The organism is Amycolatopsis sp. CA-211722 (assembly GCF_056828465.1).
Window position 1 is genome coordinate 2192458 of sequence record NZ_CP184752.1, and the last position, 25334, is coordinate 2217791.

Consider the following 25334-nt stretch of genomic DNA (forward strand, 5'->3'; position numbering starts at 1 on the left):
ATTCTGGGAGGATCTGCCGGTGAGTGTCATCCGGACGCCGTCCGCCTCCCCGAGCACGGCGCGTGCCATCAACGACCGCCTCGCTCTCGACCTGCTTCACCGCGAAGGCGCACTGACGGCCGCCCAGCTCAAGACGTTGACCGGGCTTTCGCGGCCGACGGTGGCGGACCTCGTCGAACGCCTGCGCGACGCGGGGCTGATCGAGATCGTCGGCGAGGCGGGCGCGGATCGCCGCGGCCCGAACGCGAAGCTGTACGGCATCGTCGCCGAACGCGCGTACCTCGCCGGGCTCGACGTCCGCACCCACGGCGTGGCCGTTTCGGTCGCGGATCTGCTGGGCCGGACCCGGGCGGAGGCGTCGCTGCCGTTCGACCTCGACGTCGACACGGACGTGGCCGTCGAGCGGGCGATCGCCCTGCTGAAGACCACCACCGCCGAGGCGGGCGCGACCGAGCTGCACACGGTCGCCGTCGGCGCCCCCGGTCTCGTCGACCCCGCGACCGGCGGCCTGCGGCACGCCGGCGGATTGCCCGCGTGGCACGGGAAACTCGTCGACGAACTCCGGCGGCGGCTGGGTGTGCCGGTGCTGCTGGAGAACGAGGTCAACCTCGCGGCCGCCGCCGAACAACGCCTCGGCGCCGCCCGCGACCGGGACACGTTCGTCCTGCTGTGGCTCGGTTTCGGCGTCGGCGCGGCGGTCGTCCTCGACGGTTCGCTGCGGCGGGGCGCCTCGGGCGGCGCGGGGGAGATCGGGTTCCTGCCGATGCTGGGTCCCGGACGGCTGCCGACGGCGACCGACTGCGACGGCGGTTTCCACACCCTCGCGGGCAGCGCGGCGATCTGCGAACTCGCCCGCGCGCACGGTCTCCCGGCTTCGTCGGCCGACAACGCCGAAGCGGCCGAAGCGGCCGTCGGGTACGCCATCGACGCGAACGCAGAGGAGTTTCTGGAAACCGTCGCGGAGCGGATCGCGATCGGTGCCGCCGCGGTCACCGCGGTCCTTGATCCGGGGTGTCTCGTGCTGGGCGGAGAGATCGGCCGGGCAGGCGGAGACGCGCTGGCGGCCAGGGTGAGCCATCGGCTCTCGGAGATCTCGCCGCTGCGGACCGAGGTCCGGGCCGGCACCGTCGGCGGGGGCGCGGTGCTGGAAGGCGCGGTGCTGACCGCGATGGGCGCCGCGCAGGACGCGCTCTTCACCCCGAGGGGCTGAAGGGGTCTTTCACCGCATGCGATGAGGCGAAGGGCGCTTTCACCACGTCACATGTGGTGAAAGCGTCCTTCAGCCCCCTCCCTGGACATGACACAAAGCGGGCCCGGAGTCGGTGACTCCGGGCCCGCTTCGGTCATTCAGTGGCGCTAGCCGACTGGCAGGTTCACATGGTGTGGAACTTCTTGCCGGTCAGGGTGCCGAGGAAACGCTGGAACATGCTCAGCGGCGACGAGTCGACGTTCGCCAGAGCCGGGACCTGCGCGGTCGGCATCGCCGGGGTGCTGTTCACCGCGGGCAGGGTGCCCGTGGTGGGCAGCTGCACCGGCAGCGCGCCGGCGGTGGGCAGCGCACCCGCGGTCGGCAGGGCGCCGGCCGTGGGGAGCTGCACCGGCAGGTTGCCGGCGGTGGGCAGGGTGCCCGCGGTCGGGAGCTGCACCGGCAGCTTGCCCGTGGTGGGCAGGCCGTTGGTCAGCGCCGGGAGGGTCGGCAGCTGCGCGACCTTGGGGGCGTCGGCACGAGCGGCGTCACCGGGCAGGCCCGGGGTCTTCGGCAGGGCCGGGAGACCGGGCAGGGCCGGGGTGCCGGGCAGCTCGGGCAGGTCCGACTTCGGCAGCTGCGCCGGGATGTTCTGCAGCTGCTTCAGCGCGGTCAGGCCGGCCACCTGCACGGGCAGGGTCGCCACCTGGGGACCGTCGGCGCGGGCGCCACCGATCGCCGGGGTGGAGGGCAGGGCGCCGGCACCGTCGAGCCCGGGGGCACCGAACGGCAGCGCGGGCAGCGCGTCGATCGGCATCTCCGAACCGACCGAGTCGGTGAAGGCGCGGGTGAACTCTTCACCGTTGATCTCGGTGAAGTCCTCCGAGGTCTCGTCCGCGATCGCCAGGACCGGGATCTCGAACTCGTTCAGCGGCACCACGAAGACGAACGGGTGGTGGAAGTTGAAGCCCGAGAGGGCCGAGCCGCTGCCGTCGGTGACGCTGTCGCCACCGGCCTGGCCGGTGATCATGCTGGCCGCTTCGGTCTCGGACACGCCGCCGACCGCCGCGATGGCGTTGCCGAACACCTCGGGGTCGGCCGCGGCCGGGATGTCGAGGATGTTGCCCGAGAGCGATCCGTCGAGGCCCGAGGTCTCCACGTCGCCACCCGACAGGGCGTCGACGGTGTTGGAGCCTTCGGCGTCGGCCAGACCGGCGGCCGCGACCGCGTCGTGGGTGACCGGCACGATCGGCAGCGCCTGCGCGCCGATGATGTTGCCCGAGACGGCGCCCTCGTCACCGGTGGTGGTGGCGTCGCCGCCGGCCTCCGACAGGACGTCGCTGACGCTGTCGCCCTCGGCGATGCCCGCACCGGCGATGCCGTGCCCGGTCACCGGGACCGCGCCGCCGACCGGCGTCTGGACGATGTTGCCCGCCAGCGCGCCTTCTTCACCGTTCGCGGTGGCGTCGCCGCCCGCGTTCGAGTCGGTGAGGTTCGTGCCCTTGCCCGAGGCGATGCCGCCGAGCACGGCCGCGAAGTTGTGCGCCTGGACCGGCAGGGAGACCGGGCCGTAGACCAGGTTGCCCGCGCCCGCGCCACCGTCACCGGTCGCGTTGACGTCGCCGCCCGCGTTGGAGGTGGTGTCACCGTCGGCGCCGCCGTGGCCCTGGCCGATGAACGCGCCACCGATCCCGAACGCCTGCACCGGCAGCGAAACCGGCACGGTGCCCAGGTTGGAGCTGAGGAAGCCGTTGTCGTCGTTGGTGTTCCCACCGCCGCCGCCGGAGACGACCTTGGTCTCCTCGGCCGAAGCGGTGCTCTGGCCGATGAACGAGCCACCGACGCCGAAGACCTCGGCCGGAACCGCGGCCGGGACCTGGACGACGTTGCCCGAGCCGGACGAGTCGTTGCCCGTGGTGCCGTCGTAGGCGCCCGCGGTCACGGTCTTCGTCTCGGACGCCTCGGCGGTCGCCTGTCCGATGTGCGAGCCGGCGACGCCGAACACCTCGGGGGCCAGCGCGGCCTGGGTGTTGACGATGTTGCCGGCCAGGGTGGAGTCGTCACCCGTGGTGTGGCTGCCGTTGCCGGCGTTCGCGTCGACGGTGTTCTCGCACGACGCGACGTTGGCGCTGCCGATGTAGGTGCCCGCGATGCAGGTCACCTCGACGGGGGCGGCCACGGCCGGGTCGACGATGTTGCCGCCACCGGCGGAGCCTTCGCCTTCGGAGCTGACGAACCCGCCGGCGTCGACGGTGCTCGACTGGCTGGTGCCGCCTTCGGTGCCGGTGTTGGCGAGGCCGACCCAGCTGGCGGCCACGCCGCCGACGTTCGCGACGTCCGCGGTCTGCGGCACGATCGCGTTACCCGCGACGGCCGAGTCCTCGCCGGAGGTCTGCACGTAGCTGGGGACGTCGGCCCAGCCCGGGGTGGTGTCACCGGCGGTGGCGTCCGCCGAGGAGCTGCTGTTCGAGTTCGCGAGCGAACCGTGCGCGGCGGCCGCGTTGTCGTTCACCTTCACCGGGAGGGCGATCGGCACCGCGCCGACGTTGCCGCCGAGGGCGGAGTCGTCACCGTCGGTCTCGACCCAGCCGCCGGAGGTGGCCTCGGTCTCGGCCTCGTAGCCGGAGCTGTTGGCGTTGCCGATGATCCAGGAGGCGGCGTTGCCGGTGACCTGGACCGGGGTGGCGAACTGGCCGGCCACCACGTTGCCGGACAGGGCGGAGCCCTCGCCGTCGGTGGTGATGTTGCCGGTCTCGGTGGTGCTCTGGCTGGCGGAACCGCCGACCACGCGGCCGGTGCCGCCGGCGAGCCCGCCGCCGTTGCCGGCGATCTGCACGGGCAGCGCCCAGTCGAGGGACACGACGTTCCCGGCGAGGCTGGAGTCCTCACCGGTGGTCTCGACGTCCTGGTTGTGCGCCCAGGTCTGGTCGTGGGTGCCACCCTCGACCTCGGCGTCGCCGATCACGCCGATGGCGTTGTCGACGATCTGGATCGGGACGACGACGTCACCGACGACCTTGTTGCCCTTGAGGATGTCGTCCGTGGTGGTGAAGCCACCCTCGGTCAGCCCACCGCTGACCTGACGGGCCGAGTCCTTGGCGGCCAGCGGCGCGGGGACGGCGCCGGTGGTCGGGAGGGACGGGAGGCCTCCGCCGATTCCGTCGGTGCCGCTGCCCGGCGAAGAAGCCGAGTCCAGCGCGTCCGAAACGGGCTTGGTGACGGCCTTGGTGCTGACCTCGCCCTTGTAGCCGGGGAGGTCGGCCTGGCCGAGGGGCGTGCCAACGGCGTTGTTGTCGATCTCGATGGGAACGGTGACGTTCGCGTCGAGCGGGGAGGCCGGGGTGTCGGGGTTGACCTGTTCGTCAGCCGAGGCGATGCCGGTGCCCAGCATCAACAACCCACCCGTGACCAACGCGGTCTGGAGTCCGCGCTTTGCCCAGGATTGCATGGGGTTTTTCTCCTTCATTTCGGGTTCCCTTTCGGGTTCGAGGAGGTGCCGTACGAAAGGCACCAGAGGGGGGTGGAGCGATTGCGGGCGCACAAAAGCGCACCGCCGTTTCGCGGGGATCAGGAGCGGACGCGAAGCCAAGCCCGGAATCGGGAGGCGTGAGGCGCGTCGGCTACCCCGCGGAGGGAGGTGTTCAGTCGGGAGTGACGCCGGGCTGCGAGCCCGGGGTGAGCGGCATGTACCGCGTGCCTGCCAGCGCGTAGCCGGTCAGGGAACGCTCGACGGCGGCGGCGACCCAGGCGGGAACGCCGTGGGTCAGGCCGTCGAGGTGACCACCGGGGGCGGAGCCGCCGGGGACAGTCGGGAAGGAAGGCGCGGCGGGAAGCGGCGCCGGGGTGATCGGACGCGGGAAGTCACCACGGTGACCGTCACGCGCCGGAGCGTCCTCGACCTGATCGGCGGCATCGTGCTGCTGCACGAGGGCCGGCATCGGGAGGACGGTCTCGAAGGAAGCGGGGAACTGAGTGGTCGCCAGCTGCGCGAAGTCGGTGACCTGCTCACCGGCGCCGACGGTGTCCAGCGGCGACTCGGGGTTCACCGGGGTTTCGCCGACCGGGAGCTCCGGGACGAGGTCGCCGTGCCCGCGCGGGTCGAGGAGATCCCAGACCTTGCGGCCGAAGTCGGGCGACGGGGCGATGGTCTCGTCCAGCACCTGGCGGGTGTCCTGCGGCTTGCGCACGATGTGCTCGACGGCGCCGAGGGTGCGCTTGACCGGGGTGACCACCGAGTTGTCCGCGAAGTCGGTGACCGCGTCGCTGACGCGCGTCGAAACCTCGTGGCGGTCGGCGCGCAGGTCGCCGCAGTGGTGCTTCTTGGCACCGGACTCGGTCTCGCCGGGCATCGACCACGTGGTGGCGTCCTGCTGGCTGTCGCCGCACATCGCACCCGCGACGTCGCCCGCGAACTTCGACGCGCCGTGGGAGACGTCGGTCAGTCCCGCCGCGGTGGCGTCGGTGACCGGGGTGACGCTGGTTTCGGGAGTGGAGACCACCGGGGCGATGTCCGCGGAAGCGGAAGCGCCGGAAACGGCCCACGCGGCGGCGGAACCGGCGACGGCGCCACCGAGCACGAACAGCGCACGCGAAGCGAGACGGCCGAAGCGCACAGCGCCACGCCTCTCGTCCTTCGCCGCGTTCGTCACTCGGTCTCCTGTCACTTCGGTTCGTGGTTGCGGGACCGAGGTAAGCAAAGTGCGGAAGGCTTGCGCGAGTTTGAAAGGCCTTGATGGCACGATCGTGTGAAGAACACAGGGTGTAACCCGAAATCACGATCGGTGATCGACGCTGGCGGAGCCCGGTTACTCCGGAGTCGATCGAGGGGCGGTGTGTCAAGCGTCGCATCGGGCGAATCCGACCCGTGCGCGTTGCCCGGAATGCTCAGGAAACGTCGCCCCGGACCGATACGGTGAGCGCGTGAGCGAGCCCCAGCGCAAACAGCCGGAATTCGACCCGGCGAACCCGTTCCTTTCCGAGTCGACCGAAGACGTCACCAACCTGGTGCCCCGCGGCCTGCGGATCGGCGCGGCCTTGTCGTGGCGCTTCATCGTGGTGATCGCCGCGCTCTACGTCATCGTGTTCCTCATCGGCTATCTGTCGGTGGTCGTGATCCCGCTGTCGATCGCGCTGCTGCTCGCCGCGCTGCTCGCACCGGCGGTCTCCAAGCTGACGGCGCTGAGATTCCCGCGCGGGCTCGCGGCCGGGATAGTGCTGATCGCCGGGCTCGCGGTGCTCGGCGGGCTGCTGACGTTCGTCGTCGCGCAGTTCTCCTCCGGCCTGCCCGAGCTGCAGAAGCAGCTGACGGAGAGCCTCAACCAGATCAAGATCTGGCTCATCGACGGGCCGCTGCACCTGCGCCAGGAGCAGATCCAGGAGTTCATCAACCAGGCGATCAGCTTCCTGCAGAACAACCAGGCCTCGATCACCACGACCGCGCTCACCACCGCGGGTACGGTCGGCGAGATCGTCACCGGCTTCATCCTGACGCTGTTCATCCTCATCTTCTTCCTCTCCGGCGGCGACCAGATCTGGAAGTTCCTGGTCCGCGGGGTGCCGGGCCGCGTGCGGAACCGGGTCGACGTCGCCGGGCGGCGCGGCTTCGCGTCACTGGTCAGCTACGTGCGCGCGACGGCGGCGGTGGCCGTGGTCGACGCGGTCGGTATCGGCATCGGGCTGGCGATCGTCGGCGTGCCGCTGGTGATCCCGCTGGCGACGCTGGTGTTCCTCGGCGCCTTCATCCCGATCATCGGCGCCGTGATCGCGGGCGCGGTCGCGGTGCTGATCGCGCTGGTGACGAAGGGCATCGTCGGCGCGCTGATCGTGCTGGCCATCGTCATCGGCGTCATGCAGCTGGAAAGCCACGTCCTGCAGCCGATCCTGCTCGGCCGCGCGGTGAAGCTGCACCCGCTCGCCGTGGTGCTCGCGATCACCGCCGGTCTTGTCGCCGCCGGGATCGCCGGCGCCCTGCTCTCGGTGCCGCTGCTCGCGGTGCTCAACGCGGGGATCCGGTCGCTGCTGCACGAACACGATCCCGATCCGGCCGAGATCGACGTCCTGCGGGATCAGGCGGCGCAACCGAACGATCCCGGGGAAGAGTCCGAAGCCAAGTCATGACCGAGACCCCGCTCTGGCGCGCGGTCTCGGCGCTCGGCACGCGGGACCCGGCCACTCCGCTGTGGCGCGGGGTGATCGTGCTTCGCGTGACGACGCTGCTCTTCGCGCTCGGCTCGTTCGTCGTCCACTACGACGGCTACGCGAACAAGTGGCTGGCGTGGACGTCGTTCGGCCTGATGACGGTGTGGACGATCGTCAGCAGCGTGTTCTACGCGCGGCCGTCGAGCCGCTGGCCGTGGCTGGTCGGCGTCGATCTCGCGCTCACCGTCGTCCTCATGTTCACGTCGGCGTGGATCCTGACCACCGCGCAGTTCGACGCCAACATCCCGCTCATCACGACGGTGTGGGCGGCGGTCCCGCCCGCGGCCGCCGGCACCCGGTTCGGCGCGGTGGGCGGGGTGCTCGCCGGGCTGGTGGTCTCGGTGGTCACCGGTCTGGTGCGCTGGCGGTTCGACGTCGACGTCGCGCGGGACGGCTTCCTGCTGACCGCGAGCGGGTTCGTGATCGGTCTCGCCGCGACCATGGCCCGCCGGTCGGCCGACGCGCTGACCAGGGCGTTGCGCATGGAAGCCGCGACAGCCGAACGGGAGCGGCTCGCCCGCTCGATCCACGACAGCGTCCTGCAGGTGCTCGCGCGGGTGCGCAAACGCGGCGCCGAATTCGGCGGAGAGGCCGCCGAGCTGGCGAAACTGGCCGGCGAGCAGGAGATCGCACTGCGCGCGCTGGTCACCACCGAGCCGACGCATCCGAGCGAGAACGGCACCACCGACCTCCGGTCCGCGCTGCAGCTCCTCGCGACGCCGTCGGTGCAGGTCTCGACGCCTGCGGGCGAGGTCCAGCTGCCCGAGCACGTGACCTCGGAGCTGGTGGCCGTGGCGCGTGAGGCGCTGGCGAACGTCGAGAAACACGCGGGCGAAGAGGCGCACGCCTGGGTGCTGCTGGAAGACCTCGGCACCGAGATCGTCGTCAGCGTCCGCGACGACGGCCCGGGAATCGCGCCCGGCGTGTTGGAACGCGCGGCGGCCGAGGGACATCTAGGTATCGCGGAGTCCATCAAGGGCCGCGTGCGGGATCTGGGCGGAAGTGCCGCCCTGGACACCGCGCCCGGCCAGGGCACGGAATGGGAAGTCAAGGTTCCAGTCGCGGCGAGGGGAAAGCGATGACCGGTGAGGCTCAGGTCTCGGTGATGGTGGTCGACGACCATCCGATGTGGCGGGACGGGGTCGCGCGCGACCTGGCCGAGCACGGTTTCGACGTGCGGGCCACCGCGCCGGACGCGCCCGCCGCGGTGCGGATCGCGCGCACGGTCCGGCCCGACGTCGTGCTGATGGACCTCAACCTCGGCGAGACCTCGGGGGTCGACGCCACCCGCGAGATCACCTCGGAACTGCCGTCGACCAAGGTGCTGGTGCTGTCCGCGAGCGGTGAGCACAGCGACGTCCTCGAAGCGGTCAAGGCCGGGGCGTCCGGCTACCTGGTGAAATCGGCTTCGGCGAGCGAACTGGTGGACGCGGTCAAGCGGACCGCCGCGGGCGACCCGGTGTTCACCGCCGGGCTCGCCGGTCTCGTCCTCGGCGAGTACCGCCGCATGGCCGACGCGCCCGACGACGGGCCCGCGCCGCCGCGGCTGACCGAACGCGAGACCGACGTCCTGCGCCTGGTCGCGAAGGGGATGACGGCGCGGCAGATCGCCGAGAAGCTCGTGCTGTCGCATCGGACGGTGGAGAACCACGTCCAGTCGACGCTGCGGAAACTTCAACTGCACAACCGCGTCGAACTGGCCCGCTACGCCATCGAGCACGGGTTGGACGAGGAGTAGCTCAACCCTGGGCGATCGCCACCACGCGCTGGTTCCGCTCGGCGGGCAGCGGGGTCTTGACGACCGTCCACTGTGGCCGGTCGAGGCGCCAGTTCGCGACGACGTCCGTGGCGAGCACCAGGCTGTCGTCCTCGGTCCATTCGACCGCGGCCCGCTTGAGCTCGGTGGCGATCGGCGTCGAGGGCGCGTGCGTCCAGGTCAGCGTGTCGAGGGCGAGCACCCAGACGTCGGCGGTCTGCGTGGCCGTGCCCGCCCAGGCGGGGTCGCCGAACAGCACGGCGACCTTGTAGCCGTCACGGCTCGGCACCACCGGGCCCGGTTTGCCGTTGGCCACCGGCCGCTGGACCCGGGTCCGTTGATCGTTGCGCAGGTCGAGCACGGAGAACTCGGTCAGTTCGGCGAGCAGCATCCGCTCCTTGGTGACCGCGAGCACGCGGGGGAACTGGTGCACGGCGCGGCCGGTGGCGGGATCGATCAGCACGTCCTCGGCGCTCGCCGTCCCGCTGTTCACCGTGATCAGCAGCCCCTTCGGCACCTCTTGGCGCACGGCCGTCGTGCAACTCGCCGGACGACCGCGATCGCGTTCCACGCCGAGCAAGGAGACGTATTGGAGGCGACAGAGGTCGTTGCCGTCGTCGCGGATCAGCCAGACCCCGCTCTCGTCGGCCGACGGCGCGACGCTGCGGGCCTTGCCCAGCTTCCACGGCTGGTTCCCGGGGTCGCCGTAGACGAACACTTCGGACGGCTCCAGGCACGACGGCCCGCATCGGGCGGCCGACAGCACCACCGGGAACTTGCCTACGCGGAGGACGTCGTTGACCCGGTCTCCGGCCGGAGCGCCGGGCAGCGGGGTGGTGACGCCGGTGGCGGGATCGAGCACCGACGGCGGTGAAGTCGTCATGACCAGGCGGAAACCGCTGTAGTCCACCGGTTCGCCTTCGAGTTTCGACGCCGGCGGGGCGGTCGACTCCGGATTGCTCGGCAGCTTCGCCTCGCCACCGAAGCTGCATCCGGCCAGCAGGAGGACGGCCGCCACCAGGGCGGCACCGGGAAGAAATGCGGGTCTGTTCAGGGTATTTCCCCGATCTCGCGGGTGAGAATCGGTTCTACCATTCCTGGCATGGGCGAGGAAGAGCAGTCGACGACCGAGACCAAGCCGTTGACCGGACGGGACATCCGGGTCTCCGACGCGGAGCGCGAACACGTCGTCGAGGTGCTCCAGAAGGCGATCGGCCTCGGGATGCTGAACCTCGACGAGTTCACCGAGCGGACCGACCGCGCCCTCGCCTCGAAGACCCGCGGTGAGCTGAACGCGGTGCTCACGGATCTGCCCGGCCTGGTTCACCCCGAGGCGGGGATGGTGCCGCGGCAGCAGCAGAACCCGTGGGCGCCGCCGCAGGCCGCTCACGGGACGACGTCCGGTGTCATGGAGCTCAACGGCAAGTACTCGGCGTTGCAGCGCAACGGGAACTGGCTCGTCCCCGAGTCGATGGTGATCCGGAACAAGTACGGCGCCACGAAACTGGACTTCTCCCAGGCCGAGATCCGCTATCCGGTGGTGCATATCGAGCTGCAGGCCAAATGGGGTCCGGTGGAGATCACCATCCCCGAGAACGGCGCGGTCGACACCAACTCGATCACCGACATCAAGTTCGGCAACCTCGACGACCGGACGCGGTCGAACGGCCGCCCCGGCACGCCCCGGTTCGTCATCACCGGGCGCGTGCACGGGGGGTCGCTGATCATCAAGTACCCGCGGCGGGGTTTCTTCGGCTAGACGTGGCGCAGGTGCCGGAGCACGAAGTACGCGACGGCCGCCAGCACCAGCGCGGCCAAGCCGGACACCGCGTGCATCCCGCTGGCGAACGCGTCGTGCGCGGGGACCGCGTCGGCGAGCCGTGACCGGGTGACCGCGTTGCCCAGCGTCCCGACCGTCGCGATGCCCAGCGCGTAGCCGAACTCGTTGCCGGTCTGCGAAAGCGAGGCCGCCGAACCGGCCTTCTCCGGCGGTACGGACCCGACGACCAGATCCGTCCCCAGGGTGATCAGCGGGCCGCCGCACAGGCAGGTGATGGCGAAGGCGATCGACGGGATCACCGGGCCGGCTCCCGCCTCGACCTGCGTCAGCAGCAGGAATCCCGCGATCGCACCGGCCAGCCCGGTGGCGATCAAGGTCGCAGGGCGGATACGACGGGCGAGGATCGGTGCGGCCAGGAAACTGACGGTCGAGGCGAGCATGCCCGGCAGCAGCGCCAGCGCGGCACCGACCGGCGAAAGCTCCAGCACGATCTGGAAGAACTGCGCGACGAAGAGCATGGTCGTGCCGCCCAGCATGGAGAACGCGCACATCCCGCCCAACGCCGTCGAAAACGCGCGGCCGCGGAACAGCGTCAGGTCGATCAGCGGGTCCTGGAGGACTCGCTGGCGCCGCACGAACACCACCCCGAAGCCGAGCCCGATCAGGAGCGAGGCCACCGGGACCACGTGCACGCCCTCGCGGGCGAGTTCCTTGATGCCGTAGACCGCGGGCAGGATCGTGACCAGCGAAAGGGCGACGCTCGCGAGGTCGAGGCGGCCGGCGTTCTCGTTGCGGTACTCGGGCAGCAGCTTCGGGCCGACCACGAGCAGCAGGACCATCGCCGGGACGCCGAGCAGGAACACCGAACCCCACCAGAAGTGCTCCAGCAGCACACCCCCGACCATCGGCCCGACGATCGCGCCGACGGTGAAGCAGCCCGCCCAGATGCCGATCGCGAGCGAACGCTGGCGGCTGTCGGAGAAGAGGTTGCTGATCAGGGCGAGCGTCGACGGCGCCAGCGTCGCACCGGCGATCCCGAGGATCGCGCGGGCGGCGATGAGCATCAGCGCGCTCGTCGAGAACGCGGCGAGCACGGAGGCCGCTCCGAACGCCGTGGCGCCGATGAGCAGCAGTTTCCGGCGGCCGATGCGGTCGCCGAGGGTGCCCATGGTGACCATGAACCCGGCGATCATGAAGCCGTAGACGTCCATGATCCACAGCTGCTGGGTGCTGTCGGCGCCGAGGCTCTGGCTGAGCTTCGGCAACGCGAGGATCAGCACGAAGACGTCGAGGGAGACCAGGAAGGTGGGGAGGGCCAGTACGGCCAGCCCGACCCACTCCCGGCGTCCTGCCCGCTTCGGGGTCACGGTGGTCGTCATGGTCCGGTTCCTTTCGCCGCTTCGGTGGCTTTCACCTAGGCGTCGAAGCGGTGTACCGGATTTCGACATGCCCCCCGATCTTTGTCCGGGGAGCGGGGGACCTTTGCTACCGCTTGGCCGCGGCCTGCCGGGCGGCGACCGGGTCCGACGTGGCCAAAACGGCCTCGGCCAGGGACTCGCATTCGGCCAGTGTCGTGGCCGCCAGGCTCGCGCCGACCGCGCGCACGGCGGGCGCGTTCATCGAGAGGCTGGTCAGGCCGAGCCCGGCCAGCACCAGCGCGAGCCTCGGGTCGGCGGCGGCCTCACCGCAGACCCCGGCGGGCTTGCCGGTGTCCTTCGCGGCCTGTCCGATGACCTTGAGCAGGCGCAGCAGGCCGGGTTGCCACGGGTCGTTGAGCTTGGCGACCGCGCCGAGCTGGCGATCCGCGGCGAAGGTGTACTGCGCGAGGTCGTTGGTGCCGACGGAGACGAAGTCGACCGCGTCGAGGATCTCGCGGGCGGTCAGCGCCGCGGCCGGGATCTCGATCATCACGCCCACGCGGGCGATTCCGGCGGCACGGGCGCGCTCGGCGAACCAGGCCGCCTCGGCGGCCGTGGCGACCATCGGGGCCATCACCGAAACCTCGGCGCCGGAGTCCTGCGCGGCACCCGCGATGGCTTCGAGCTGGCGATCGAGGATCTCGGGGCGGTCGAAGGCGACGCGAAGGCCGCGTACGCCGAGAGCCGGGTTGGGCTCGTCCTCGGGCTCCAGGAACGCGAGGGGTTTGTCGGCGCCCGCGTCGAGGGTGCGGACGACGACCGGCTTGCCGCGGAACGGCGTGAGCACGGCGGTGTAGGCCTTGCGCTGCTCTTCGACGCTCGGCTCGGAAGAGGCGTCGAGGTAGCAGAACTCGGTGCGGAAGAGGCCGACGCCTTCCGCGCCCGCCTCCGCGGCGGCCTGGGCGTCGGTGGCGGAGCCGACGTTGCCGAGCACCTTCACCCGGTGTCCGTCGGACGTCACGCCCGTGCCGTCCCACTCGATCGCGCCGGTCTTGGCGGCCGTGACGACCTCGGCGTCCGGGTCCGCGACCTCGACGACGCCGGTGTCACCGTCCACCGCAAGCGCTTGCGCGTCGAGCGCGAGGACACCGCGGACCGCGACGACGGCGGGGATGCCGAGCGCACGGGCGAGGATGGCGGTGTGGCTGGTGGGGCCGCCCTCTTCGGTGACGAGCGCGAGCACCTTGTCCGGGTCGAGGCCCGCGGTGTCGGCGGGCGCGAGGTCGCGGGCGACGAGCACGCTCGGCGAGTCCAGGTCGGGAACGCCGGGAGGCGCGATGCCGAGCAGTTCGGCGATGAGCCGGTCTCGCACGTCGAGGACGTCGCGCGCCCGCTCGGCCATGTAGCCGCCCGCGGCCGCCAGCGCGTCGGCGAACTTGCCCGCCGCCTGGTGGACCGCACGGGGCGCGGGCAGGCTCTTGTCCTTGACCAGCTGCTCCGCCGAGGAGACGAGCGCCGGGTCGGCCGCCATCGCCGCGGTGGTGATGAGGATCGTCGCGGCCTCACCGGTCGCCGTCTCGGCGAGTTTTTCGAGCCTGCCTGCCACGATCTGCGCGGCCGGGGCGATCCGGGCGGCCTCGGCGCCGGGATCCGCCGGTGCCGGTGTGCTCGCGGGTTCGCCGAGCGGCTCGGCGACCCGGACGACAGGACCGCTCGCGCGGCCGGGACTGACAGCGACCCCGGACAGTGACTCAGACGGCATGGTCTAGACCATATCTCATAGGCGGCGTGACCTGACTCATAGCCATCAGCAGAACACAGAAGAGGACTTCATTCCAGTTCGGACGCCGTCGGATACGAAGGCTGCGCGCCCTGGCGGGTCACCGTGATCGCCGCCACCTTCACCGCCTTGCGCGCCGCTTCGGCCAGCTCGTCACCCTTCGCGAGCGACGTGGCGAGCGCCCCGGCGAAAGCGTCGCCCGCACCCGTGGTGTCGATGGCTTCCACCTTCGGCGAAGGCACCTCCGTCACCCCGTCCGCGGTCACGACCGCCGCCCCCTTCGCGCCGAGCGTCACGACAGCGGCCTTCGGCCCGAGGTCGAGCAGCTTGGGGAAGTCCGCTTCGCCACCGAGGAGGAAGGCTGCCTCGTGCTCGTTGACCAACAGCACGTCGAGCCCCTTCAAGGTCTTCGCCGAAAGCTCGGCCGCCGGGGACAGGTTCAGCAGCGTCTTCACTTGGTGTTCGACGGCCTTCGCGACGGCGTGCTCGACGGTTTCGAGCGGGATCTCCAACGACAACACCACGACCTCGGCGCCGTCGAGGTCGACGTCCTCGGGCCGCAGGGCCGAATTGGCACCAGGCGAAACGAGGATCGAGTTCTCGCCGTCGGGCGTGACCGTGATGTACGCGATCCCCGTCGGACGCTCGCTCGTGCGCAGCGAGTCCGTGTTCACCCCCGACTCGGCGAGCGACCGCTTGAGCAACTCGCCGTACGGATCGTCGCCGACCGCCCCGAGCAGCGCGACGTCGGCGCCGAGCCTGGCCGCGGCGACCGCGGTGTTGGCGCCCTTGCCACCCGGCGACAAGACCGTGTCGCCACCCAGTACGGTTTCGCCACCACCCGGCCGCCGGTCGACCGGGACGACGAGATCGGCATTGGCGGACCCGATGACCAGCACCTGAGAAGTCATGGCGGAAACGATGCCATGACCAGCAGTTGTCCGGACATGCCCCTTCTCCGGGCGAAGATGTGAAGAACTTTGTAACTTTCTCGGCGCGTAGTGCGACAATCAGGCGAGCAGCGGAACGCCGTCACTCTTTCGGGGGATAACCTTCCCCCGGGCGTCACTTCGGCGATCACGCCCGCTCTTGAGATGCGTTGCCGCGTCCACGCGGTGACGTTGCCCCGATCCCGGCCGGTGCCGGGAAGAGGGCATCGGGTCGCCGGCGTCGATCACGTAGCCCCCCGAGTGATCGGCGCCGGCGGCGCCCCGGCCGACCGGGTGCCGCACTCAGGACGCGACCGTGTTCTGCGGGATTCCGCGATACTCGCCCAGCTTGTCAGGCCGGATCATGGTCATCGCCGCCCGGATCTCGGCGAACGCGGCGTCGCTGAACGCTTCAGGAATCCGGTAGCCGTTCACGACCGGTGGAAGCGAGCGACCGGCGAGGTTCGCCCCGATTTCCCATAGTCCCTTCAGCGTTCGATGACGCTTCGCGAAATCATCCTCGAGTGGGAAGAAGTCGATCATCCGCAAGACGTGTTTGCCATCGGTGACGGTGGTCAGCCGAAGCTCGCGGAGCTCGTCCCAGCCCACCTCGAAGCTCGCCTTGTCGCGGCGGAACCAGCGAATTCCTTCGACCGACACAGTGAACGTGGTGCACCAGGTCGCCTTTTTCCATCGCGCGGGGGTGCAGAACCAAAGCCATCCGGGAGTGAGGAGCCCGATCGCCGCGATCGTCAGGGTCGCTTCGCGGAGCTCCGTTCCGCGGCCCGCGGTGAAACCCACGATCCCGGAGATGACGGCGACAACGAGGATTACCCCACAAATGCGCCAGAACTTCGCCGACGACCAGTCGTTGGGCGTGACCGTCCTCGACGCCGTCGCGGGTAGGCCGGCAGGAGCCGCCACGCCACCCCTCGGACGAACTGACGAGAGGGAAAGCGAGTCGGTCACGGGTGCTTCGATGTCAGGTTTGCGGAAACGCTTGTTCCGTCGCCAGTAGGCGAACAGGCCCAACCCCACGAACCCACCGATGCCAGGTGCGAGGGTCCACCACGGAACATCACTCTTGAAGTCCCGGGCGTAGTACCTGCCGAACTCTTTGACCCGGACTGGTTTACCTATGTCGGCCGGAGTCAACTCGTCCGGGTACGAGCGCGCCGTCACGACTTCTTGCCTGGAACCCGACGAATAGGGGCGAACCTCGATGTCGCAAACCCAGTAGTAGCCGATCCCGGCGATGCTCAGCGGCCCTGTCTCCTCGCAGGACTTCGCCGTCGCCATGTCGACGAACTCGCTCGTTCCCTCCTCGCCGTGGGACACCATCCCGCGGCCGAGCAGAGTCCAGCAGACCAGCGCATAGAGGAACACGCCGACTGCGACGCCCGCCACCTTCCAAGGAGACTTGCGCGTGACTGTGGGAACCGCTTCGTACCCGGTCATCAGAAGACCGTTGCTCTCTTGAGTCTGTTTCACCTGTTCGGCATGTTCGTCGATCTGGTCCGGATTACGTCGAAACCCTGGCCTGCCTGTGGCTGCCCCATGGTTTCCCTCCCTCAAGAACCCGCTCAGCGCAGGAAGTCGCCGCCGGTGAAGTAGTCGTCCTCGTGGTCCGTCTGCTGCCGGTGCGCGGCTCGCGGCGGCGCGGGGGTCAGAGGCGGTTCGAGGCTGGTTTCCAGCGGCTCTTCCGTCGCCGGTCGCGGCTGGACAAGGTCAACGAGGCGTTTCGCGGCAGCTGCGCCCACTCGCTCCACGAGCACATACTCGTCGCCCTCGCTCGGCACCACATGAACGCTGTAGTACCAGCGGCCGTTGCCCGGCGGAGCCGGCTTCACCACGATGTTGTCGATGTCCGCGTAGAGAACTTTGACTTCAGGGCTGTCCCTTTCCTTCCAGCTCAAGGAATCTGTTCGGAACACGAAGATCCCACGGCGTCCTCGGTACAAGGATGCGGCGAGGTAGACGAGCACGACCGCGGTGATGACGAACCGGTCCATCGCCACCTGACCGGACGCGGCGGTCGCCAATGACCAAGTAAGCAGAATCGCCCCCAGCAACATCACCGTCATCCGGACGAGCGAGGGCCGGCTCGCCGAGACCCGCTTCTCCGTCGAGACTCCTGACGAGGCGTTCTTCAGCCTGACGACCGTGCTCTTGGCCGGTCGGATCAAACCGAGCCCGCCCCTGGCCACTTCCCTCGTGGGCCACCGCGTCAAACCAGGCTTGAAGTTCTCGACCACTGCCGAGAAGCGCTCGGCTTCTTGAAGCCGAAGAAAGGGCGTGAGGAGATATCCGTGATCGGAACGAGTGCAGAAGGCTGCGGCCAGGTCTTCATCCCTCTTTTCACCCACGATCGCGAGGTGGACCTCGACCAGGTCGCCTTGGCGTTCCACGAAAACGAAACGCTTGATCCTCGACCAGTGGATTCGGCGTGGCGAACCATCGCGCGCGGTCTGTACGAACCCTCTCGACGTCAACTGCGCGGGAACCAGCGATGCTCCCGACGTGACCCGAAGCCTGCGCCTTGCCGAGGGAATCGCCGCGAGCAAGCCGACACCTGGTAGCAGGAAAGGAAGCGCGACCAGATATGTCGCCACATCGTCGGGTCTCAGCCGGACTGTCGCCACGATCATGGTTCCCGCCACCACCAGAAACCCGGCCCCTGTCGCGGCGAAAAAGATGAACGCCGCGACGGACCCGGCCCGATCTCCTCCATCGGGCACCGGCAGTTTCAGCTCGACCGGCAGGTCCAGCGATTCCGGTTCGGCCGGTGCTCGTGTCCTTCCGGTATCGCGCCGCAGGGTCGGCACCAGCCACCTTAGGACGGTCTCGGGACCGACGGCGTAACCGATGAACCCCAGGCCTCCAACGGCGACCAGACCGATCACCGCGAGGAATTCGTAGGGGTGCGGGACATTTCGCTGCCAGTCCTTGGCGGCGTAGTCCACGAACACCTGCTGTCCGCGGTCGGCCGGTGTCAGCTCGTCGGGGCCGAACTCGATCTCGACCGGTGCTCGATCCGGACCTGTCCGCACCTCGGCGACACATTTCCAGTAATAGCCCGCTCCTCGAGCCGAAAGCGGGCCGAATTCGGCGCACTCGCCGACGGTCGCGGTCCCGTCGGCCCCGTTGAGGTCAGAGCCGGAAACGGTGACCGGCACACCGGCGATCCGGAGAAACGTGAGCACACCGATGACGAACAAGGCCAGCAGGATCCACGCCGCGACACAGGTGACAACGGTTTTCGCGGCCGCTTTCATGACTTCCTCCGAACGACCGAGCTCTGGACTCGAGGACTAGATCGATCCTGATATCCGTTGTCCGCCAGGCTGGTCGAAAACCGGCTGCACTGTCGAACCGGCAGACTGGGCACCAACTGCACCATCCTTGCCGTCCTTCTTGTCGTCACCACCTGAAACCAGTTTGTCGCCGATTTCGCCGGCCTTCTTACCCGCCTCTTTCAACACTTCCTTCGTGACGGCATCAGGAACCTTCTTGACCTCTTCCTTCACCGCGTCGCCGACGTCCTTGGCGATGTCCTTCGCGCCGACCTTGCCGTACGCGGCGAGATTGGCGATGTCGTCGCCCAAGGTCTTGGCCAGACCGGAGACATCGTTCCCGAAGTTCTTGGCGACGTCCTTGACGTTCACCCCCTGGAGAAGCCTCTTCGCCTCTCCGAACATCGCACCCAGCTTCTTGATGAGCCCTGATGCGTTTCCGAAGGCCTTGGTCAATTGCTTGACCTTGTCCATGATCTTGGTCGCCCACCTGATCGCCATGGGAACTCCCTCGGCGGCCAGCCCGGCCGGCATCGCGGGGCCCGGGTAGCGACAGACGATCCAGATCAGCTTCCACACACACTCGGAGATCAGGTCACGGACCAAGCTGCGAACCACAGCGAGAATCGACTTGCACATCGCGATCATGACCGAGATTCCCTGCGCCCCGGTGGCGACCGATTCGTAGAGGTCCGCGCGATCGTTCGCGAACGCCCGGTAGGCGTCCGCGGCGGTCCCGGTCCAGGTGGCCGAGTCCCTGGCGACGTCCTGTCGCAGTTCATCGGCGACTTTCGACAACTCGTCGCCGATGTTTCCCCAGGTACCGCCCAGGTTCTCCAGCGCGACTTGGTCACCTGTCAGCCAGTCCAGTGGCTCCCGCAGAAAGCTGACATGCTCGATGACCCATCCGATACCCGCTTTGGCCAGAGCACCGAGCGGATCGGACATGTCGGAGGCGAAGGAGACGCCACCGATCACCAGATTGGCCAGTCCCTCACCCCAGTCCCCAGAAGAGAACTTGAGCAGGGCGTCGCCGAAGTCTTGTATCAGGCCGGCGCCCTCAAGCGGGCTTTCCTTCTTCGCACCGTCGGTGGCGACCAGTGGATTCGGCGCCTTCGGGGCGGGGTTCGTGGCAACAGGATTCTCAGTCATGGCCGGCCTTATACCTTGAAGAGTTTCTTGTACTCGTCCTCGGTGATTTCCTTCCGCTGCTGCCACACCCTGACCCGATCGGCGTGGTCGTCAGCGCTCGTCGCGGCCGTTCTGACGGCGTCTTCCGCGACGGATTGCGCCATGGAGAACGAGATGGCGAGCGACATACCGATGATCCCGAACGCTTCGGGGTGCATCGTCTGCTCGGCGGCGTTCAAGGCCGTGTTGATCCGCCCGGTGAGCGCATCGAGCTTCCCTCGATGTGTTTCGAGCGCGGATGGATCTACATCGAATCCTGGTCCACTGGAGCCGGTCATCGTTCTTTCCCTCCCTCAAGAACCCGCTCAGCGCAGGAAGTCGCCGCCGGTGAAGTAGTCGTCCTCGTGGTCCGTCTGCTGCCGTCGCGCGGCGCGCGGCGGCGCGGGCGGGGCCGGGGGTGCGGGCGGCTTCGGGGCGGGAGGGGGCGGAGGCACGTCGAGTTCGTCTTCGGCGACGAAGCGGTCGTCCTCGTCCGCCTCCTGGTGGCCGCCCTCGACGTAGCCCGTCGGTTCGGGTTCCGGGTACTCGTTGTGCAGCTGATCGACCAGCTCGTTCATCGTTTCGGTGCCCGCGATGGACGGCACGCCGGTCTGCATCGCGCCCGCGAGTTTGCTCTGCGCGCTCTGGACGACGCGGAGGATCTCCTGCGCGAGCGCGGGGTTGTCCCGCACGGACGGGCCGATCTCCAGGCCGACGAGGTTTCCCGCGTGGTTGACCTTGACCGAGATCTGGCCGTCCTTGCTGCGTTCGGACACCGAGACACTCTCGATCTCGGTGCGCATCTGATTCGCCTTTCGCTGGGCGTCGGCCAGTTTGGCCTCGAAATCAGCGAAGAGCTGCTCAGGGTTCGACACGCGAACCTCCCCTGTTCACGTCGTAGCCGTTCGGCGACCGAGTGTGGCACACCCGTCTGACATCGGGGAACGTTTGGCGTACATCTGCACCCCGGTCGTGTGGATCACCACAGCGACCTCCGGTTTTCCTTACCCGATCCGACGGCTTACCCCATGTTTACGCAGGTCAGCCAGCCCTAGCGTGTCGGTTATGACGATTTCGGACTGGAAACGCGCGGTCTACGCGCTTCTCGTGCTGCCGGGGTATCTCGGTGGCGCGAAGGTCCAGCGCGGGCTCGTGCGGCGCTGGCTCGGGCAGGAGGGCGGGTCGCGGCCGCGGTTCGTGGCGGCCTTCGGTCCGAGCGCGGTCGCGTTCCTGCTCGCGTTGCTGCTGTTCTACCTCGTCGGACGCATCGCGACCTACGGGCTCTTCTGGACCGGGAGCGACCCCGAGGGCACGTGGGGCGGGCCGACGCTGGCGGGCGCGTGGATCGTGCACTTCCTCATCGCGGCCGGGATGGCCGTGCCGATCTTCCTGGCGCTCCGGCCACTCACCAGGCTCCAGGCCCGCCTTCTGGGTTGATCCCCGATCTTGACGTACTGACCACCTAGAATGCCCGGATGACCAACCCCAGCCGCAGGGTCCGCGAGCGGGCGGCGACCGATCAGGACATCCGCCGGACAGCGCGGACGCTCCTGGTCGAGCAGGGCCCGGAGGCCGTGACCCTGCGGGCGATCGCGCGCGAGCTCGGTATCACGGCGCCGGCGTTGTACCGCTACTACGGTTCCCGTGACGACCTGGTCGAGCATCTTCGCGCGGACGTCGTCGCGGATCTGGCGGCCGGGCTCGCCGAGGACATCGCGCAGCTGCCGGACGAGGGCGCGTTGCGGCTTTTCGCCATCTGCAAGGGATTCCGGCGCTGGGCGCTCGCGCACACCAAGGAGTTCACGCTGGTCTTCGCGTCGCCGGCGGGCGACGACACGTTGAGCAGGCTGGGCGAGCCGTTCGGTCGGATCTTCCTGGCGGCGGCGGGGCAGGTGCTCGCGACACACGACCTGGTGACACCGTCGAACGACGTGGTCCCGGCCGAGCTGCGGGACGATCTCACGTCCTTCCAAGAAGAACTGCTCGCCGTGCTGAGGGAGTCCGGGGCGACCTTCCCGCTCGAAAAGCTCGACCTCGGCGTGACGTACCTGATGATCCAGTTCTGGGCCCGGCTCTACGGGCACGTCACGCTCGAGGTCTTCGGCAACTACCCGATCCCGTTCTCGAAACCGGACGTCCTCTTCGACGCGATGCTGGCCGATCTCGCGCGCGAGATCGGCCTGTCCACCGAGTAGCTACGCCGCGTGCCCGCCGTCGACCGAGACGGTCGAGCCGGTCACGTACTTGCTTTCCGGCCGCGCCAGGAACGACACGGTGGCGGCGACCTCCGACGGCGAGCCGTAGCGGTCGAACGCCGTCAGGCTCCGCTGGTCGGCGGCGTACGGGCCGTCGGCCGGGTTCATGTCCGTGTCGGTCGGGCCGGGGTGGACGATGTTCACGGTGATGCCGCGCGGCCCCAGTTCCCTGGCCAGGCCCTTGGTCATGCCCAGCAGCGCGGTCTTGCTCACCGCGTACAGCGACATGCCGGGGCCGGGCACGCGGTCCGAGACGCAGCTGCCGATGCTGATCACGCGTCCGCCGTCGCCGAGGTGCCGGGCCGCGGCCTGGGTGGCCACGTAGACACCGCGGACGTTGACCGCGAGCACGCGGTCGATGTCCTCCAGGCTCGTCTGGTCGAGCGGGCCGACGAAGCCGACACCCCCGTTGTTGACCAGCACGTCGAGCCTGCCGAATTCGGCGACCGCCGTGTCGACCGCGGAGACCACGGCCGCGGCGTCGGCGCTGTCGGCCTGGATGGCCAGCGCGCGGCGGCCGAGCGCCTTGATCTTGTCCACGACACCGGCCGCGAGTTCGGCGTTGTTCTGGTAGGTGAGCGCGACGTCGGCGCCGTCCTCGGCGAGCCGGATCGCCGTGGCGGCACCGATCCCGCGGCTGCCGCCGGTCACCAAAGCCACCTTGCCGTCGAGGGTCATGCGGTGTTCTCCGTTCGATTTCGTTGTCCTTGAACAACTCCATCGAATCGCCTCATGACCCTCGACGCTGGCGCGAATCGGCCACGGCGTTACAGCACGATGTTGACCAAGCGTCCCGGCACGACGATCACCTTGCGCGGGGTGCCGTCGCCGACCAGCGCGGCGACCTTCTCGTCGGCCAGCGCGGCCGCCTGCACGGCGTCCTTGCCCGCGTCGGCGGGCACGGTGACGCGGGAACGCACCTTGCCGTTGACCTGGATCGGGTACTCCACCGAATCCTCGACCAGGTACTTCTCGTCGACGACCGGGAACGGCCCGTGCACCAGGGAATCCGCGTGGCCCAGGCGCTTCCACAGCTCCTCGGCCAGGTGCGGGGCCAGCGGCGCCAGCATCAGCACCAGCGGCTCCACCAGCTCGCGCGGCGTCGCCTCGGCACCGCCGTAGACCTTGGTGACGTGGTTGTTCAGCTCGATCAGCTTCGCGCCGGCCGTGTTGAACCGCAGCTCCGCGTAGTCCTCGCGGACCCCGGCGATCGCCTTGTGCAGCTGCTTGCGGTCGGCGTCCGTGGCGTCCACTGTGGACACTCGCAGGTCGCCGGTCTCCTCGTCGACGACCAGGCGCCACAGCCGCTGCAGGAACCGCTGCGCGCCGACGACGTCCTTGGTCGCCCACGGCCGCGAAACGTCCAGCGGGCCCATCGACATCTCGTAGAAGCGGAAGGTGTCGGCGCCGTAGTCCGCGGCCATCTGGTCAGGCGTCACGACATTCTTCAGGCTCTTGCCCATTTTGCCGTATTCCTGCTTGACCTCTTCGTCGCCGAAGAAGAACTTGCCGTCCCGCTCCACGACCTGATCGGCCTGGACGTGCACACCACGGGCGTCGGTGTACGCGTACGCCTGCACGTAACCCTGGTTGAACAGCTTGCGGTACGGCTCCTTGGACGACACGTGGCCCAGGTCGAACAGCACCTTGTGCCAGAACCGCGAGTACAGCAGGTGCAGCACGGCGTGCTCGACACCGCCGACGTACAGGTCCGTGCCGCCGGGGTCGTCGACGCCGTGCTCGGCGGGCCGCGGGCCGACCCAGTACGCCTCGTTCTCCGGCGCGACGAACACGTCCGGGTTCGTCGGGTCCAGGTACCGCAGCTGGTACCAGCAGGAACCCGCCCAGTTCGGCATGGTGTTGATGTCGCGGCGGTAGGTCTTCTTGCCCTCGCCCAGGTCCAGTTCGACCTCGACCCAGTCGGTGGCGCGCGCCAGCGGCGAGGACGGCGTGCTGTCCTTGTCCTCCGGGTCGAACGTCACGGGCGAGTAGTCGGCGACCTCGGGCAGCTCGACCGGCAGCATGCTTTCCGGCAGCGCGTGGACGTGGCCGTCCTCGTCGTAGACCACCGGGAACGGCTCGCCCCAGTAGCGCTGACGCGAGAACAGCCAGTCGCGCAGCTTGTACTGGACGGTGCCGCGGCCGTGCTCGTTCTCCTCCAGCCAGCCGATCATCGTCTTCTTGGCCTCGTCGACGCCCATGCCGTCCAGGAAGCCCGAGTTGATCGCCGGTCCGTCGCCGGTGAACGCCTTGCCTTCGAAGCCTTCCGTCGGCTGGACCGTGCGGATGATCTCCAGGCCGAACTTCTCGGCGAACTCCCAGTCGCGGGTGTCCTGGCCGGGGACCGCCATGATCGCGCCGGTGCCGTAGCCCATCAGGACGTAGTCGGCGACGAAGACCGGGATCTCCTTGCCGTCGGCCGGATTCACCGCGTAGGAGCCGGTGAAGACGCCGGTCTTCTCCTTGTTCTCCTGACGGTCCAATTCGGACTTCCGCGAAGCCGCGGCGCGGTACTCGGCGATCGCTTCGGCCGGGGTGGCGGCGCCACCGGTCCAGCTCGCGTCGACGCCTTCCGGCCACGTGGCGGCGGTCAGCTCGTCGACCAGCGGGTGCTCGGGCGCGACCACCAGGTACGTGGCGCCGAACAGGGTGTCCGGACGGGTCGTGAAGACCTCGATCTTCTGGTCACCGGACTCGAACGAGACCCGCGCGCCGTGCGAGCGGCCGATCCAGTTGCGCTGCATGGACTTGACCTTCTCCGGCCAGTCCAGCAGGTCCAGGTCGTCGACCAGGCGATCGGCGTACGCGGTGATCCGCATCATCCACTGACGCAGATTTCGCCGGAACACCGGGAAGTTGCCGCGTTCGCTGCGGCCGTCGGCGGTGACCTCTTCGTTCGACAGCACCGTGCCCAGACCGGGGCACCAGTTCACCGGCGCCTCGGAGAAATAGACCAGCCGGTGCGTGTCGATGATCTCCAGCTGCTCGGCGCGGGTCAGCTCGCACCAGTTGCGGCCGTCAGGCGTCCGGCGCTTGTCCTGCGCGTACTCGGTCTCCAGCTCGACGATCGGCCGGGCCTTGCCCGCCTTCTCGTCGTAGTACGAATTGAAGATCTGCAGGAAGATCCACTGGGTCCACTTGTAGTACTCCGGATCGATCGTCGAAATCCGGCGACGCTCGTCGTGACCCAGGCCCAGGCGCCGGATCTGGCGCAGGTAGGTCTCCATGTTCTCTTCGGTCGTCTTGCGCGGGTGCTGCCCGGTCTGCACCGCGTACTGCTCGGCGGGCAGGCCGAAGGCGTCGAAGCCCATCGTGTGCAGCACGTTGCGGCCGATCATGCGGTGGTACCGCGCGAAGACGTCGGTCGCGATGAAGCCCAGCGGGTGCCCGACGTGCAGGCCGGAGCCCGACGGGTACGGGAACATGTCCTGGACGAACAGCTTGTCCGACGGGACCTCACCGCTCTCGTCCGCGAGCGGGCCCACCGGGTTCGGTGCGTGGTAAGTGCCGTGGTCGGACCAGTAGTCCTGCCAACGCTGCTCGATCTGGCCCGCCAGCTCCGCGGTGTAGCGGTGCTGAGGGGCCGCGTCGGCGCCTTCGCTCGCCTGGTTCATCGCCGAAATCCTCCG

Annotated in this window: 20 protein-coding genes; 7 read left to right on the plus strand and 13 right to left on the minus strand. The window is 69.1% G+C overall.

Features of this window, described 5'->3' with window-relative positions:
* The first annotated feature begins 19 nt into the window (after positions 1-19).
* The gene (locus tag ACOCEP_RS10820) at positions 20-1210 is read left to right on the plus strand and encodes an ROK family transcriptional regulator (protein ID WP_482337116.1); all 1191 of its coding nucleotides are present in this window, start codon (positions 20-22) and stop codon (positions 1208-1210) included.
* Between the two features lie 163 nt (positions 1211-1373).
* On the opposite strand, the gene ACOCEP_RS10825 is transcribed toward ACOCEP_RS10820, so the two are convergent.
* Both ACOCEP_RS10825 and ACOCEP_RS10830 read right to left on the minus strand, forming a co-directional pair.
* Positions 1374-4634: a beta strand repeat-containing protein gene (locus ACOCEP_RS10825; RefSeq protein WP_482337117.1), complete on the minus strand. Its 3261-nt coding sequence runs from the start codon at positions 4632-4634 to the stop codon at positions 1374-1376.
* Positions 4635-4827: 193 nt separating this feature from the next.
* Positions 4828-5835: a hypothetical protein gene (locus ACOCEP_RS10830; protein ID WP_482337118.1), complete on the minus strand. Its 1008-nt coding sequence runs from the start codon at positions 5833-5835 to the stop codon at positions 4828-4830.
* Between the two features lie 271 nt (positions 5836-6106).
* Between ACOCEP_RS10830 and ACOCEP_RS10835 the strand changes: the two genes are divergently transcribed.
* The 3 genes from ACOCEP_RS10835 to ACOCEP_RS10845 are packed head-to-tail and all read left to right on the plus strand — an operon-like array spanning position 6107 to position 9122.
* The gene (locus tag ACOCEP_RS10835; protein WP_482337119.1) at positions 6107-7303 is read left to right on the plus strand and encodes an AI-2E family transporter; all 1197 of its coding nucleotides are present in this window, start codon (positions 6107-6109) and stop codon (positions 7301-7303) included.
* Entirely contained in the window at positions 7300-8466 is a 1167-nt protein-coding gene (gene macS / locus ACOCEP_RS10840) for a MacS family sensor histidine kinase (protein ID WP_482337120.1), read from the plus strand. Before ACOCEP_RS10835 ends, macS begins: the two co-directional genes overlap by 4 nt.
* A complete protein-coding gene (locus ACOCEP_RS10845; RefSeq protein WP_125679388.1) occupies positions 8463-9122 on the plus strand; it encodes a response regulator in 660 nt (219 codons plus the stop codon). Before macS ends, ACOCEP_RS10845 begins: the two co-directional genes overlap by 4 nt.
* A gap of 1 nt (position 9123) precedes the next feature.
* On the opposite strand, the gene ACOCEP_RS10850 is transcribed toward ACOCEP_RS10845, so the two are convergent.
* The gene (locus ACOCEP_RS10850) at positions 9124-10158 is read right to left on the minus strand and encodes a hypothetical protein (RefSeq protein ID WP_482337121.1); all 1035 of its coding nucleotides are present in this window, start codon (positions 10156-10158) and stop codon (positions 9124-9126) included.
* An 84-nt stretch (positions 10159-10242) separates the two neighbouring features.
* On the opposite strand from ACOCEP_RS10850, the gene ACOCEP_RS10855 reads away from it, so the two are divergent.
* A complete protein-coding gene (locus tag ACOCEP_RS10855; protein ID WP_482337122.1) occupies positions 10243-10899 on the plus strand; it encodes a DUF1707 SHOCT-like domain-containing protein in 657 nt (218 codons plus the stop codon).
* Here the strand turns inward: ACOCEP_RS10855 and ACOCEP_RS10860 are convergent.
* From ACOCEP_RS10860 to ACOCEP_RS10895, 8 genes are all read right to left on the minus strand, one after another.
* Positions 10896-12299, minus strand: a complete 1404-nt coding sequence (locus ACOCEP_RS10860; protein ID WP_482337123.1) for an MFS transporter — start codon at positions 12297-12299, stop codon at positions 10896-10898. The two genes, ACOCEP_RS10855 and ACOCEP_RS10860, sit on opposite strands and share 4 nt — an antisense overlap.
* 106 nt (positions 12300-12405) lie before the next feature.
* The gene (gene ptsP, locus ACOCEP_RS10865) at positions 12406-14040 is read right to left on the minus strand and encodes a phosphoenolpyruvate--protein phosphotransferase (protein WP_482337124.1); all 1635 of its coding nucleotides are present in this window, start codon (positions 14038-14040) and stop codon (positions 12406-12408) included.
* Positions 14041-14108: 68 nt separating this feature from the next.
* Complete coding sequence (locus ACOCEP_RS10870) at positions 14109-14969, minus strand: ribokinase (RefSeq protein ID WP_482337125.1); 861 nt, start codon at positions 14967-14969, stop codon at positions 14109-14111.
* 321 nt (positions 14970-15290) lie between these two features.
* Positions 15291-16562, minus strand: coding sequence for a DUF6346 domain-containing protein (locus ACOCEP_RS10875; RefSeq protein WP_482337126.1), 1272 nt, complete (start codon positions 16560-16562; stop codon positions 15291-15293).
* 8 nt (positions 16563-16570) lie between these two features.
* On the minus strand, positions 16571-18262 hold the full coding sequence (locus ACOCEP_RS10880; protein WP_482337127.1) for a DUF6346 domain-containing protein: 1692 nt from the start codon (positions 18260-18262) through the stop codon (positions 16571-16573).
* Positions 18263-18298: 36 nt separating this feature from the next.
* The gene (locus ACOCEP_RS10885; protein ID WP_073845919.1) at positions 18299-19432 is read right to left on the minus strand and encodes a WXG100 family type VII secretion target; all 1134 of its coding nucleotides are present in this window, start codon (positions 19430-19432) and stop codon (positions 18299-18301) included.
* Positions 19433-19440: 8 nt separating this feature from the next.
* On the minus strand, positions 19441-19749 hold the full coding sequence (locus ACOCEP_RS10890) for a type VII secretion target (RefSeq protein WP_073845920.1): 309 nt from the start codon (positions 19747-19749) through the stop codon (positions 19441-19443).
* Positions 19750-19776: 27 nt separating this feature from the next.
* Positions 19777-20325 (minus strand): YbaB/EbfC family nucleoid-associated protein, encoded by a 549-nt coding sequence (locus tag ACOCEP_RS10895; protein ID WP_482337128.1) that lies wholly within the window; start codon positions 20323-20325, stop codon positions 19777-19779.
* Positions 20326-20515: 190 nt separating this feature from the next.
* On the opposite strand from ACOCEP_RS10895, the gene ACOCEP_RS10900 reads away from it, so the two are divergent.
* Both ACOCEP_RS10900 and ACOCEP_RS10905 read left to right on the plus strand, forming a co-directional pair.
* Positions 20516-20887, plus strand: coding sequence for a hypothetical protein (locus ACOCEP_RS10900; RefSeq protein WP_482337129.1), 372 nt, complete (start codon positions 20516-20518; stop codon positions 20885-20887).
* 38 nt (positions 20888-20925) lie between these two features.
* Positions 20926-21645 carry a TetR/AcrR family transcriptional regulator gene (locus ACOCEP_RS10905; RefSeq protein WP_482337130.1) on the plus strand — a complete coding sequence of 240 codons (720 nt, stop codon included), beginning with the start codon at positions 20926-20928 and terminating at the stop codon, positions 21643-21645.
* On the opposite strand, the gene ACOCEP_RS10910 is transcribed toward ACOCEP_RS10905, so the two are convergent.
* Positions 21646-22383, minus strand: a complete 738-nt coding sequence (locus tag ACOCEP_RS10910; RefSeq protein ID WP_016338323.1) for an SDR family oxidoreductase — start codon at positions 22381-22383, stop codon at positions 21646-21648.
* Positions 22384-22472: 89 nt separating this feature from the next.
* Positions 22473-25319 (minus strand): leucine--tRNA ligase, encoded by a 2847-nt coding sequence (gene leuS / locus ACOCEP_RS10915; RefSeq protein WP_482337131.1) that lies wholly within the window; start codon positions 25317-25319, stop codon positions 22473-22475.
* Between the last annotated feature and the right edge of the window lie 15 nt (positions 25320-25334).